Below are 13,397 nucleotides of genomic sequence, written 5' to 3' on the forward strand. Positions count from 1 at the left end.
GTCACGCGGGCAAGCGCAGGGCGACGGTCAGCGCTTCCAGGGCCACCTGGGGCTTCACGTTCTGCTCCAGCGCACGGCGGCAGGCCAGGATGGCGTCGATGCGGCGCAGCGCCCCCTCCGCGCCGATCCGCCGGGCCAGTTCCTCGGCGTCGGCGCGGCGGTCGGGGTGGTTGAGCTGCGGCGCGGGGTGGGTCGGGGAGGACACAGCGGCGTCGAGGACCAGTGCGTCGCGGTAGAGCCCGGCCAGGTCGACCAGCGCGCGGTCCAGGGAGTCGCGACCGAGCCGGGTGGCCCGCGACTTCTGCCGCTTCTCCAGCTCCTTGAGCTGGCCCGCACCCCGGCTGGCGGCGGCCACGCCCGGCCCGCGCGCACCGACCCCCAGGCTGGCCTTGACCGCCTCGGTCTCGGCCCCGTCCAGAGCGGCGGAGGCCTCGTCGGCCTCCTCCTTCGCCGCGCCGACCAGGTCGTCGGCGGCGTCCAGGCACGCGGCGAGGGAGACCAGCCGCAGGGGGACGTCGAGCACCGCCTTGCGGGCCAGCCGTGCCGTCTCATCCCGGGCCAGCCGCCGGGCCCGGCCCACGTGCCCGCCCGACGCCGCGGCCGACCAGGCGGCCAGCGCGGGGTCGACGCCGTCCCGGCGGACCAGCACCTCGGCGATCGCCTCCGCCGGCGGGGTGCGCAGCCCGACGACGCGGCAGCGCGAGCGGATGGTGACAGGCACGTCGTCCGGGTGGAGGCTGGGCGCGCACAGCAGGAACACGGTGCGCGGCGGCGGCTCCTCGAGCATCTTGAGCACGGTGTTGGACGCCTGCTCGGTCATCCGGTCGGCGTCCTCGACCACCACCACCTGCCAGCGGCCCTGCGAGGGGGCCCGGCCGGCGATGCGCACGAGCTCGCGCACCTCGGCGACGCCGATGGACAGGCCCTCGGGGACGATCATCTGCACGTCGGCGTGCGTCCCGGCCAGCACGGTGCGGCACGCGTGGCAGGTGCCGTCCCCGCCCGCGGGGCACTGCAGCGCGGCGGCGAAGGCGCGCGCGGCCACCGACCGCCCGGACCCCGGCGGGCCGGTGAACAGCCAGGCGTGGGTCATCGCGGTCGGGTCGGCGATCGCCGCCCGCAGTTCGGCCACCACGGCCGGCTGGCCGACCACCTGCGTCCAGACGCCCTCCTCGGGCGCCACCACCGGGGCGGTCACGGGTGCAGCTGCGGCGTGGCGCCGGTCTGCGCGTGCGGATGGTGCGCGTGGGCACCGCCCCGGCCGTCGTGCCGCAGCTCGGGAGCGACCTGGGTCTGCGCGGCCGGCGGTGCGGGGGTCTGCAGCGGCAGCCCGGAGAGCAGCTCGGCGACCCGCACCCGGATCGCGGCCGCGAGCTCGTCGGGTGAACGCCGCGCGTCGAGCACCAGGTAGCGGTCGGGCTCGGCCTCGGCGAGCTCCTGGAAGGTGCGCCGCACCCGCTGGTGGAACTCCAGCGACTCCGACTCCAGCCGGTCGGCGGCGGCCCGGCCGCGGGCTCGCGCGAGGCCCACCTCGGGCGGCAGGTCGAGCAGGACCGTCAGGTCGGGCTGCAGGCCCTGGCTGGCCCAGCGGGAGATCGTGCGGACGTCGTCGAGCGGGATCGTGCGCCCGGCGCCCTGGTAGGCCAGCGAGCTGTCGATGAACCGGTCGGTGATCACGACCTCGCCGGCGTCGAGCGCGGGGCGCAGCACCTCGTGCACGTGCTGGGCGCGGTCGGCGGCGTAGAGCAGCGCCTCGGCCCGCGGGGCGATGCCCACCTGGGCGCGGTCGAGCACGATCGAGCGGATCCCGGCCCCCGGCGGGGTGGCGCCGGGCTCGAAGGACGCACGGGCGGTCAGCCCCTCGTCGGCGAGCCACTCCTGCAGCCGGCGCACCTGGGTGGACTTGCCGGCCCCCTCGCCGCCCTCGAAGGCGATGAGCACCCCGCCCCCGGCCAGCCTGCGGCGCGCGGTGGTGTCGCGGCGCAGCGCGGTGACGACGTCGGCCCACAGCGGGATGGGGCGCCGGTCGTCCATCTGCCGGTAGGCGAGCAACCCGACGCCGATGGCCAGCAGCCCGGCCGCGAGCAGCATGATCCGCTCGCCGGAGAGCGGCAGCACGACGGCGCCGAGGTCGAGCTCCTCCCGGCCGATCAGCCCCACCCCGATCGGCACGAGGGCCAGGGAGATGATCAGCGCCGCGCGGACCAGGGACTGCACGATCGCGAAGGTGCGGCCCCGGATCGAGTCCTCCACCTCGGTGCCGATCAGGGTGATCCCGGCCAGGAAGGCCATGCCGGCGAAGAAGCCCATGACGACCACGAGCAGCAGCGAGATCCACAGCGCGAAGGACAGCGACAGCAGCACCACGACCACCCCGGCGCCGACGATCGCCAGCCCGAAGATGCGCTCGCGGGCGAGGTCGCGGGCCACGCTGGGGCCGATGCCGATGCCCAGGCCCAGGCCGACGAAGACGGCCCCGAACAGCAGGCCGTACGCCGCCTCGCCGCCCCCGAGCACGTTGACGTAGGCCTGCCCGGTGGCGATGATCGCGCCCGCCGCGACGAAGGCCCCGGTGATGCCCACGACCAGGCCCCGGATCAGTCGGGTGTGCCCGGCGAAGGAGAAGCCCTTGACCAGCGAGCCGAGGAAGCTCTCCTGCTGGCCGACCACCGCCCCCTCCGCCCGGCGGCCGCTGATCGACGGCAGGTTCCAGATGACGAAGGCCGCGACCAGGAAGGTGAGCGCGTTCAGGTAGAGGGCGAGGTCCACCTCGTCCACGCCCGGCAGGACGGCGCTGAGCTCGCCGCCCACGCTGGTGAGCAGGGCGAACACGATCGCCGCGGCCACCGGGGTGAGCCCGTAGGTGGTGACCAGGGAGAGCTGGTTGGCCGGCTCCAGCTGGTCCTTGCGCAGCATGTTGGGGACGGCGGCGTCCTTGGCCGGGATCCAGAACAGGCTGAAGGCCTCGATGACGAACTGGGCGATGAAGAGCCAGATGAGGTTGTCGACGATCGGGATCGAGGCGAACAGCCCGAACCGGAAGATGTCGGTGACCACCATCGTCTTCCGCCGGTCGAACCGGTCGGCGAAGGCCCCGGCCACCGGGCCGAGCACGATGGCCGGGAGCAGCCGGAAGAGCAGGACGCCGGCCAGCGCGAAGTTCTGCGCGGCGTAGTCGTCGAAGGTCATCGTCGCCGTGACGGTGATGGCGAGCAGGCCGAGCCAGTCACCGAAGCTGGACAGCAGCGTGGACAGCCAGAGCTTGCGGAAGTCGCGCACCCGCAGCACCGCGCGGATCTTGGCCACCGTGCCCACCGCACCGGAGCCGTCCGCGCCCGAGGCGGACGAGCCGGGGGGTGCGCCGTCCGGGCCGACGTCGGTCAGGGGCGGGCCCGCGGACGGCGGCACCGGCGTGCCGGCGGGCGGCAGCCCGTCGCCCGGGGCGGCCGGCTCCCCGACCGGAGCAGCCGGCACCGCCTTCTCGGGCGGTGCCGGTGAGTTCGGGTCGGCCGGAATGGCGAGCTCCCCAGGTCGGTGGGCGGCAGGGCGGAGCGGGCCCAGCGGGGTTACGGTACCGGCCGGGGACCACGTTCCGGCACCGCATTACCCGGCGGGTGGGCGGTTCTCGACGGCTCCGCGGACGGGCGGAGCCCTGTCAGGGTCGGGGATGATGAGTGCGACCGGGGATCCGACGCGCCAGGCCGGCAAGACTTCACCCGGCCGTTGGCACCCGGACACCTACCTGCGGTTCGCCGGGGAACGCGCCCGCCCGTTCGCCGACCTGCTCGCCCGGGTGGGGGCCCCCGACCCGCGGGTCGTCGTCGACCTGGGCTGCGGAGAGGGCTCCCTGACCGCTTCGCTGGCGCAGCGCTGGCCGGGTGCCCGCGTCATCGGCGTCGACTCCTCCCCCGAGATGCTGGCCGCGGCCACCGCCACCGCTCCCGGGCACGTGGAGTTCCGGCTCGGCGACGTGCGGGACTGGACCCCGGCCGGCGCGGTGGACGTCGTCGTCAGCAACGCCGTCCTGCACTGGGTGCCCGGGCACCCGGACCTCATGGCGCGCTGGGCCGCGGCCCTGCCGGCCGGCGGGTGGCTCGCCGTCCAGGTGCCGGGCAACTTCCGGGCACCCACCCACGCGCTGCTGGCCGACCTGTGCCGCCGCCCGGAGTGGGCCGACCGGCTGGCCGGCGTCGCGCCGCGGGCCGACGCCGTGCTCGAGCCCGCCGGCTACGCCGAGGTGCTCACCGGGGCGGGGTTGGTGCCCGACGTCTGGGAGACGACGTACCTGCATGAGCTGAGCGGGCCCGACCCGGTGCTGGCCTGGGTGCGCTCGACGGTGCTGCGCCCGGTCCTCGCCCGGCTGGACGACGACGCCGCGACCGCGTTCTCCGCCGCCTACGCCGAGGCCCTGCGGACGGCCTACCCGCCCCGACCCGACGGCACGACGCTGCTGCCCTTCCGGCGGGTCTTCGCCGTCGGCACCCGCCTGTCCTGACCGTCGGCCGGCGGCGGTCAGCGCGGGGTGAGCCGGTAGGCGTGCGTCCGGTAGGGCAGCTCGAGCTCCGGCCGCCCCCGGGTGCCGGGGTGGTCGGCCAGCAGCCGGCGGATCGCGGAGAGGAACTCCTCGCGCCGGGCGCCGTCCATGACCGCCACGTAGCTGCGGGTGGCGATGCCGCCGACGACGTCCTCGGGGCCCGCACGCTGCACGATCCCCGACTCGACGACCTCGACGTCGGCCCCGAGCTCCTCGGCGAAGCGGTCGACGACGCGCTGGTCGGCCTCGTGCCCGCGCGCCTCGTCGGCGATCAGCTCCTCCAGTGCGGCGATCCAGGGCACCCGGTCGTCGCGGGTGTTCCAGACCAGGCCGAGGACTCCACCGGGACGGAGCACCCGGCGGATCTCGCGGGCGGCCGGGACCGGGTCGAACCAGTGCGCGGCCTGCCCGGCCACGACGGCGTCGACCGAGGCGTTCCCAGCCGGGAGCCGCTCCGCGGTCCCCACGGCGGTGGCGACCGCCGGGAACCGGGCGCCGAGCTCGGCCAGCATCTCCGGGGACGGGTCGACCGCGCGGACGCGGTGCCCCAGGCCCAGCACGACCTGGGTGAGCAGTCCCGTGCCGGCACCGACGTCGAGCACGTCGAGCGACCGGTCCCGGCCGAGGAGGAACTCGACCGCGTCGACCGGGTACGTCGGCCGCAGCGCGGCGTACCCGGCCGCGACCGCCCCGAACGAGCGCGCCCGTGCCCCCAGCGCGTCCTCGTCCGGCGGCCCCGCCCCGAGGCCTCCCCCGAGCATGCGAGGGGTGCGGGGGACGGGGTCCTTCATCAGCCCGCGGTGACCGGGTCCGACGCCGTCGTGGCGGCCTTCTTCGCGGTCGTCTTCTTCGCGGTGGCCTTCTTCGCGGTCGTCTTCTTCGCCGCCGTCTTCTTCGCCGTCGTCTTCTTGGCGGCCTTCTTCTTCGACGGTCCAGCGGCTCGGCGGTCGGCCAGGAGCTCGGCGGCGCGCTCGATCGTGATCGACTCGACGTCGTCGCCCTTGCGCAGGCTGGCGTTGGTCTCGCCGTCGGTGACGTAGGGCCCGAAGCGACCCTCGCGCACGGTCACCACGCCCTGGGTGACCGGGTCGGGGCCGAGCTCCTTGAGCGGGGCCTTGGCCGCCGCCCGGCCGCGCTGCTTGGGCTGGGCGAAGATCGCCAGAGCCTCGTCCAGCGTGGTGGTGAACAACTTCTCCTCGCTGTCGAGCGAGCGGGAGTCGGTGCCCTTCTTCAGGTACGGACCGTACCGGCCGTTGAGCGCCTGGATCTCCTCGCCGTCGGGCGCGGTGCCGACGGTGCGCGGCAGCGTCAGGAGCTTCAGCGCGTCGTCGATGGTCACCGTCTCCGGGGACATCGACGAGAACAGGCTCGCCGTGCGCGGCGACTCCTTGCTCCCCTCGGGGACGACGGTGGTGACGTAGGGGCCGTAGCGGCCTGCCTTCACCACGACCGGGTGCCCGGACTCCGGGTCGGTGCCCAGCTCCCGGTCGCCCGAGGGCGCCTCCAGCAGCTCGCGGACCTTCTCCTCGGTCAGCTCGTCGGGCGCGAGGTCCTCGGGGATGCTGACGCGCGCGCCGTCCTCGCCGTCGGCCTGCAGGTAGGGGCCGTAGCGGCCGACGCGGACGACGACCGGGCGGCCCTCGCGGTCGGTGGCGCGCAGCGGGATCGAGTTGATGCCGCGGGCGTCGATCTCCTCCAGCCGCTGGCCGATGACCTGCTTGAGCCCGCCGGACTGCGCGATCGCGCCGGCGTGCCGGCCCTCGCCACCGAAGTAGAACTCGGTCAGCCAGTCCACCCGGCCCAGGTTCCCGCCGGCGATCTCGTCGAGCTCCTCCTCCAGCGAGGCGGTGAACTGGTAGTCGACCAGCTGGGCGAAGTACTGCTCGAGCAGGTTGACCACGGCGAACGCCACGAACGACGGGACCAGGGCGTTGCCCTTCTTCCACACGTACCCGCGGTCCTGGATGGTCTGCATGATCGACGCGAACGTCGACGGCCGGCCGATCCCCAGCTCCTCCAGCCGGGCCACAAGGCTCGGCTCGGTGTAGCGGGACGGCGGCTGGGTGGTGTGGCCCTTGGCGTCGAGCGACCGGGTGTCGAGGGTCTGGCCGCGCTCCAGGCGCGGCAGCCGGCGCTCGGCGTCGTCGCTGCCGTGGTCGTCGTCGCCGTCCTTCTGCGCGCCCTCGTCCCGGGACTCCACGTAGGCCCGCAGGAAGCCGGGGAAGGTGATCGTGCGGCCGCTGGCGGTGAACTCGACCGCCTCGTCGGTGCTGCTGCGACCGGCCAGCCGGACGCTGACGGTCTGGCCGACGGCGTCGGCCATCTGCGAGGCGACGGTGCGCTGCCAGATCAGCTCGTAGAGCCGGAACTCGTCGCGCGCCAGCTCCGACGCCAGCTGACCGGGGGTCCGGAAGCTGTCCCCGGCGGGCCGGATGGCCTCGTGCGCCTCCTGCGCCCCCTTGGACTTCTTGCTGTAGACCCGCGCCTCCGGCGGCACGTACGCGTCGCCGTACAGCTCCCGCGCCTGGGTGCGAGCGGCGTTGACCGCCTCGGCCGACAGGTTCGTCGAGTCGGTCCGCATGTAGGTGATGTGGCCGTTCTCGTACAGCCGCTGCGCCACCCGCATGACCTGCGCCGACGACCAGCCGAGCTTGCGACCGGCCTCCATCTGCAGCGTGGAGGTGGTGAACGGGGCGTACGGACGACGGCGGTAGGGCTTCTCGTCGACCCGGCTGACGGTCACCTGGCGGCCCTCGAGCCGGGCGGCCAGGCCGCGGGCGCCGGCCTCGTCGAGGTGCACGACGTCACCGGTGACGCGGCCGGTGGCTGCGTCGAAGTCCTTGCCGGTGGCGACGCGGCTGTCGTCGACGCTGACCAGCTTGGCCCGCACGGTGGTGGGCTCGCCCGCGTCGGCGCCGGCGGCGCGGCCGGGGACGGCGAAGGTGCCCTCCAGCGACCAGTAGTCGGCGGCGTGGAAGGCCATCCGCTCCCGCTCGCGCTCCACGACGATGCGGGTGGCCACCGACTGGACGCGGCCGGCCGAGAGCTTCGGCAGCACCTTCTTCCAGAGGACCGGGGAGACCTCGTAGCCGTAGAGCCGGTCGAGGATGCGCCGGGTCTCCTGCGCGTCGACCAGGTGGGTGTCGAGCTCCCGCGGGTTGGCCACGGCACGGGCGATCGCCTCGGGGGTGATCTCGTGGAAGACCATCCGGCGCACCGGCACCCGCGGCTTGAGGGTGTCGATCAGGTGCCAGGCGATGGCCTCGCCCTCGCGGTCCTCGTCTGTCGCGAGGTAGATCTCGCTGGCGTCCTTCACCAGCTGCTTGAGCCGGGTGACCTGCTGCTTGCGGTCGGGGCTGACCACGTAGAGCGGCTCGAAGGAGTTGTCGACGTCGACACCGAGCCGCGCCCACGCCGCGCCCTTGTGCTCGGCCGGGACGTCGGCGGCGTTGCGCGGCAGGTCGCGGATGTGCCCGACGCTGGCCTCGACGACGTAGCCGCTGCCCAGGTAGCCGGCGATCTTGTTCGCCTTCGTCGGCGACTCGACGATGACCAGCGGCCGGCCGCCGGACGCGGCCGAGCCCCGGCGGGCCGGCGTCTTCTTCGCGCCGTCCGTCGTGGGGTCGCTCTCGGTCTGCGTGGTCTTGGTGGGCACGGGACTCCTGTCGGTGCTGCGGGGGCGGTGCGGGTGCGGCGGGACCGGCCGGTCGGCCGGTCTCCTGCGTCGCCCCGGCGGGTGCCGGGGCGGCGGGCGCCACCGCGGAACGCCCCTCGGCGGGCCACGGTAAGCCACCCCGGCGCCGTGGCGCCGGGGGCGACCTCTCCATGGGCGTGCCGCCACCCCGACCAACGTGGATGGTGCGGCCGTGTTCCCGCAGGTGGAAGGCGGTGTACCGCCAAGGGGTCAGCCGCCGGCGGTGTTCAGGGCGCGCTGGTGGTGAGCTCGGACCCGGTGGAGGACGCCGTCGTCGCCTCGCCGACGACGACCGAGCGCCGCTTGGACACCACGACCGCGACCACGATGACGACGACGGCGGCCAGCGCGATCGCCACCCGGACCGGGGTGTTGGCGCCCTCCCCGACCGACAGGGCGACCACCGCGGGTGCGATGAGCAGTGCCACCAGGTTCATCACCTTGATCAGCGGGTTGATCGCCGGGCCGGCGGTGTCCTTGAAGGGGTCGCCCACCGTGTCGCCGATGACGGTGGCCGCGTGGGCCTCGCTGCCCTTCCCCCCGTAGCTGCCGTCCTCCACCATCTTCTTGGCGTTGTCCCAGGCGCCGCCGGAGTTGGAGAGGAACACCGCCATGAGCGTGCCCGCCGCGATGGCGCCGACGAGGTAGGCGGCCAGCGGGCCGATGCCGAGACCGAAGCCCACGGCCACCGGCGCCAGCACGGCCAGCAGGCCCGGGGTGGCGAGCTCGCGCAGCGAGTCCTTGGTGCAGATGTCGACGACCCGGCTGTAGTCCGGCCGCTCCTCGAACGTCATGATCCCGGGGTGCGTGCGGAACTGCTCGCGCACCTCGAAGACCACGCGTCCGGCGGCCCGGGACACGGCGCTGATGGCCAGCCCGGAGAAGAAGAAGACCACTGCGGCGCCGAGGACCGCACCGACGATGTTGTTCGGGTTGACCAGGCTGAAGGCGGTGCCGAGCGTGGCGCCGGCCTCGTCGAGCGCGACGGCGACCTGGGCGTTGTAGGAGCCGAAGAGCGCGGTGGCGGCGAGGACGGCGGTGGCGATGGCGATGCCCTTGGTGATCGCCTTGGTGGTGTTGCCGACGGCGTCGAGGTCGGTGAGCACCCGGGCGCCGTCGTCGTCGATGTCGCCGGACATCTCGGCGATGCCCTGGGCGTTGTCGCTGACCGGGCCGAAGGTGTCCATGGAGACGATCACGCCGGCGGTGGTGAGCAGCCCGCACCCGGCCAGGGCGACGGCGTAGAGCGCGGCCCCGCCCCCGATGAGGAAGGCGCCGTAGACCGCTCCCCCGATGAGCAGCGCGGCGTAGACCGCCGACTCCAGGCCCAGCGAGATGCCGGAGAGGATGACGGTGGCCGGTCCGGTGAGGGAGCTGCGCCCGACGTCCTGGACCGGCTTGCGGCTGGTCTCGGTGAAGTAGCCGGTGAGCTGCTGGATGGCCGCGGCCAGCACGACGCCGACGAGCACCGCCACGAGGCCGAGCACCTGCGGGCTGACAGCCAGGCCCGCACCCCCACCGGTGCCGGGCAGCACGGTGAACGCGGCGACCGCCACGAGCACCAGCGACACCACGGCGGAGACGAAGAAGCCGCGGTTGATCGGGGCCAGGCCGTTGCGGTCGTTCTTGCCCGGGTTGGTGGCCAGGATGCCCACGACCGAGGCGATGACCCCGATCGCGGCCACCACGAGGGGGAAGACCATGCCCACCGAGCCGAAGAAGACCTGGCCCAGGATGAGGGCGGCGACCAGGGTGACGGCGTAGGACTCGAAGAGGTCGGCGGCCATCCCGGCGCAGTCGCCGACGTTGTCGCCCACGTTGTCGGCGATGGTCGCGGCGTTGCGGGGATCGTCCTCCGGAATGCCGGCCTCGACCTTGCCGACCAGGTCGGCGCCGACGTCGGCGGCCTTGGTGAAGATGCCGCCGCCGACGCGCATGAACATCGCCAGCAGCGCACCGCCGAACCCGAAGCCCTCGAGGACGACCGGCGCGGTCTCGTCGAACAGCAGCAGGACCAGCGCCGCGCCGAACAGGCCGAGGCCGATGGTGATCATCCCGCAGACGCCGCCGGTCCGGTACGCGATGCGGAAGGCCGGCCGGTAGCCGCCCTCGCGGGCGGCGGCCGCCACCCGCACGTTGCCGCGCGTGGCCAGGGTCATGCCGATGAAGCCGACCAGCGCCGAGAACAGTGCCCCGACGAGGAAGAACACCGCCCGTCCCACCCGGGTGCCGAAGCCGCCGTCGGCCACGGGGAGGACCAGCAGCAGGGCGAAGACGATCACCGCGAAGACGCTGAGCGTGCGGAACTGCCGACGCAGGTAGGCCGCCGCGCCCTCCTGGACGGCCCGGGCGATCTCCTTCATCTTCTCCGTGCCCTGATCGGCGGCGATGACGGCGCGGACCAGGTAGGCGGCGAAGGCCAGCGCGGCGAGGGAGATCGCGAGGATGACGGCGACCAGCGCCGTCTCCCCGCCGGACAGCGATCCGTCAGGCATGGCTCCTCCAGGCGTCTGCGGCCGCCCGGGAGGCGCCGTGCTCCCCGGTGCGGCGGAGGTCGGCGTCCCGGGGGCGGGCCCCGGGACGGCGCGAAGTGTAAGGGAGATCACACTGCATGTGGCCGGTCCGCGCGCTCCTTCTCCCGGCGGGCGACGGCCGGTTGCGCCCGGGTGTGACAGTGGGGAGGTGACCACGCTCCACCCGGTCCGGTCGGCTCCCCCTCCCGGCACGGACGACCGGTCCGGGGGCGCTGCGGCCTGGCCCGGCGGCGGCGAGCTGCTGGCCGCGCTGCTGGCGGACACGGCCGAGGACGAGCAGCCGGTGACCCACGTGCACCACCTGCCGGTGCGTGAGAGCCGCACGGCCGCGTGGCCGGAGTGGGTGGAGCCGGGCCTGCGCGACCGGTTGGTGGCACGGGGCGTGCGCGCTCCGTGGCAGCACCAGGTCGCGGCGGCGCAGGCGGCGCGGGAAGGCCGGCACGTCGTCGTCGCCACCGGCACCGCGTCGGGGAAGTCGCTGGCCTACCAGCTCCCGGCCCTGACCACGCTCGCCGAGGACCCGCGCGCCTGCGTCCTCTACCTCGCGCCCACCAAGGCGCTGGCCCGCGACCAGCTGGCCTCGGTGGCCGAGCTCGCGGACCCCTCGGTGCGGCCGGCCCCCTACGACGGCGACACCCCGGCCGAAGAGCGGGACTGGGTCCGGCGGCACTCCCGCTGGATCGTCACCAACCCCGACATGCTGCACCGCGGGATCCTGCCCGCGCACCAGCGCTGGTCGAGCACGCTGCGCCGGGTGGCCTACGTGGTGATCGACGAGTGCCACGCCTACCGCGGGGTGTTCGGCTCGCACGTCGGGCACGTGCTGCGCCGGCTCCGCCGGATCTGCCGCCGCTACGGCGCGGACCCGGTCTTCGTGCTCGCGTCGGCCACCGTGGCCGACCCGGCCGCCGCGGCGACCCGGCTGATCGGGGCGGACGTCGTCGCCGTCACCGACGACGGCTCCCCGCGCCCGGGCGCCACCTTCGCGCTCTGGGAACCACCGCTCACCGAGCGGACCGGCGAGCACGGGGCGCCGCTGCGCCGCTCGGCCGCCGCCGACGCCGCCGGCCTGCTCGCCGACCTCGTCGAGCGGGGCGCGCGGACGCTGGCGTTCGTGCGCTCGCGCCGCAGCGCGGAGTCGGTGGCCGAGCAGGCCCGCCGGCTGCTGCACGACCGCGGCCGCGCCGACCTCGTCCCCCGGGTGGACTCCTACCGCGGCGGCTACCTGCCCGAGGAGCGCCGGGAGCTGGAGCGGGCGCTCTCGGCCGGGGACCTGCTGGGCGTGGCGACCACCAACGCGCTCGAGCTCGGCATCGACATCGCGGGACTGGACGCGGTCCTGCTGGCCGGCTACCCCGGGACGCTCGCCTCGCTCTGGCAGCAGGCGGGGCGGGCCGGGCGGGCGCAGCGGGAGTCACTGGTGGTGTTCGTCGCGCGCGACGACCCGCTGGACCACTACCTGGCCCACCACCCGCGGGCGGTGTTCGGGCGGCCGGTCGAGGCCACCGTCACCGACCCGGCCAACCCCTACGTGCTGGGCCCGCAGCTGTGCTGCGCCGCGGCCGAGCTCCCGCTGGTGCCCGCGGACCTCGCCGACTTCGGCGGCCCGGTGGCCGAGGCGCAGCTGGACGAGCTGGTGGCCGCCGGGCAGCTGCGCCGGCGGCCGGCCGGCTGGTACTGGGCCGGGCGCGGCCGCCCCGACGTCGACATCCGCGGCAGCGGGGACGAGCCGGTGGCGATCATCGAAGCCGGCACCGGCCGGCTGCTCGGCACCGTCGACGGCGGCGCCGCGCACTCCACCGTGCACGAGGGCGCCCTCTACGTGCACCGGGGCGACACCTTCGTCGTCGACGAGTTCGACCTCGACGACGCCTGCGCTGTCGTGCACCCGGAGAGCCCCGACTGGACCACGGTGGCCCGCGACGTCACCGACCTGGCGATCGTCTCGATCGAGCAGACCCGGTCGCTGGGCACGGTCACCGCGCACACCGGCGTCGTCGACGTGACCAACCAGGTGGTCGCGTACCAGCGGCGGCGGCTGGGCACCGGCGAGGTGCTCGCCGAGTTCCCGCTCGACCTGCCGCCGCGCCAGCTGCGGACCAAGGCGGTGTGGCTGACCCTCGACTCCCGCGCCGTGCAGCGGGCGGAGGTCGACGACGCGGCGCTGCCCGGCTCGCTGCACGCCGCCGAGCACGCGGCGATCGGCATCCTGCCGCTGCTGGCCACCTGCGACCGCTGGGACCTCGGCGGGCTCTCCACCGCGGTGCACCCCGACACCGGGACGGCGGCGATCTTCGTCTACGACGGCCACCCCGGCGGAGCGGGCTTCGCCGAGCGCGGCTACGCGGCACTGCGCAGCTGGCTGCAGGCCACCCGCGCGACCGTGGCCAGCTGCGAGTGCGAGAGCGGCTGCCCCTCGTGCGTGCAGTCGCCCAAGTGCGGCAACGGCAACGACCCCCTCGACAAGGCCGGCGCGGTGCGGGTGCTCGACGTCGTCCTGGACGAGCTGGCCACCGTCGACGAGCGGGGCGCGGACGACCTCGCCGACGAGGACGACGACGCCCCGGTTCCCGGCGCGGTCACTGCTGCCGAAGAGGTGCCCGCGCCGACCGAGGAGGACCTCGTCTTCTGACCC

Annotated in this window: 7 protein-coding genes; 2 read left to right on the forward strand and 5 right to left on the reverse strand. The window is 74.8% G+C overall.

Annotated features, from left to right (window positions below; genetic code table 11):
- Position 1: 1 nt before the first annotated feature.
- The gene (locus tag ACI79Q_RS02285) at positions 2 to 1,198 is read right to left on the reverse strand and encodes a DNA polymerase III subunit delta' (RefSeq protein ID WP_456588152.1); all 1,197 of its coding nucleotides are present in this window, start codon (positions 1,196 to 1,198) and stop codon (positions 2 to 4) included.
- A complete protein-coding gene (tmk, locus tag ACI79Q_RS02290; protein ID WP_456588153.1) occupies positions 1,195 to 3,474 on the reverse strand; it encodes a dTMP kinase in 2,280 nt (759 codons plus the stop codon). The genes ACI79Q_RS02285 and tmk overlap by 4 nt, the downstream gene beginning before the upstream one ends.
- 196 nt (positions 3,475 to 3,670) lie before the next feature.
- On the opposite strand from tmk, the gene ACI79Q_RS02295 reads away from it, so the two are divergent.
- Entirely contained in the window at positions 3,671 to 4,495 is an 825-nt protein-coding gene (locus ACI79Q_RS02295; protein ID WP_456612572.1) for a trans-aconitate 2-methyltransferase, read from the forward strand.
- Positions 4,496 to 4,512: 17 nt separating this feature from the next.
- Here ACI79Q_RS02295 and ACI79Q_RS02300 read toward each other — a convergent pair whose 3' ends face one another.
- The 3 genes from ACI79Q_RS02300 to ACI79Q_RS02310 form a co-directional block, all read right to left on the reverse strand.
- Positions 4,513 to 5,325 carry a class I SAM-dependent methyltransferase gene (locus ACI79Q_RS02300; protein ID WP_456588155.1) on the reverse strand — a complete coding sequence of 271 codons (813 nt, stop codon included), beginning with the start codon at positions 5,323 to 5,325 and terminating at the stop codon, positions 4,513 to 4,515.
- The gene (topA, locus tag ACI79Q_RS02305) at positions 5,325 to 8,189 is read right to left on the reverse strand and encodes a type I DNA topoisomerase (RefSeq protein WP_456614072.1); all 2,865 of its coding nucleotides are present in this window, start codon (positions 8,187 to 8,189) and stop codon (positions 5,325 to 5,327) included. The genes ACI79Q_RS02300 and topA overlap by 1 nt, the downstream gene beginning before the upstream one ends.
- A gap of 266 nt (positions 8,190 to 8,455) precedes the next feature.
- Complete coding sequence (locus ACI79Q_RS02310; RefSeq protein ID WP_456588157.1) at positions 8,456 to 10,723, reverse strand: sodium-translocating pyrophosphatase; 2,268 nt, start codon at positions 10,721 to 10,723, stop codon at positions 8,456 to 8,458.
- 187 nt (positions 10,724 to 10,910) lie between these two features.
- Here ACI79Q_RS02310 and ACI79Q_RS02315 point away from each other — a divergent pair, with 187 nt between their 5' ends.
- Positions 10,911 to 13,394: a DEAD/DEAH box helicase gene (locus tag ACI79Q_RS02315; RefSeq protein WP_456588158.1), complete on the forward strand. Its 2,484-nt coding sequence runs from the start codon at positions 10,911 to 10,913 to the stop codon at positions 13,392 to 13,394.
- Positions 13,395 to 13,397 lie beyond the last annotated feature (3 nt).

Source organism: Blastococcus sp. SYSU DS0828, from assembly GCF_054050975.1.

Coding starts and splice junctions, on each gene's coding strand:
- ACI79Q_RS02295 (WP_456612572.1), top strand. CDS start 3,671: ATGAGTGCGACCGGGGATCCGACGCGCCAGGCCGGCAAGACTTCACCC.
- ACI79Q_RS02300 (WP_456588155.1), bottom strand. CDS start 5,325: ATGAAGGACCCCGTCCCCCGCACCCCTCGCATGCTCGGGGGAGGCCTC.
- ACI79Q_RS02310 (WP_456588157.1), bottom strand. CDS start 10,723: ATGCCTGACGGATCGCTGTCCGGCGGGGAGACGGCGCTGGTCGCCGTC.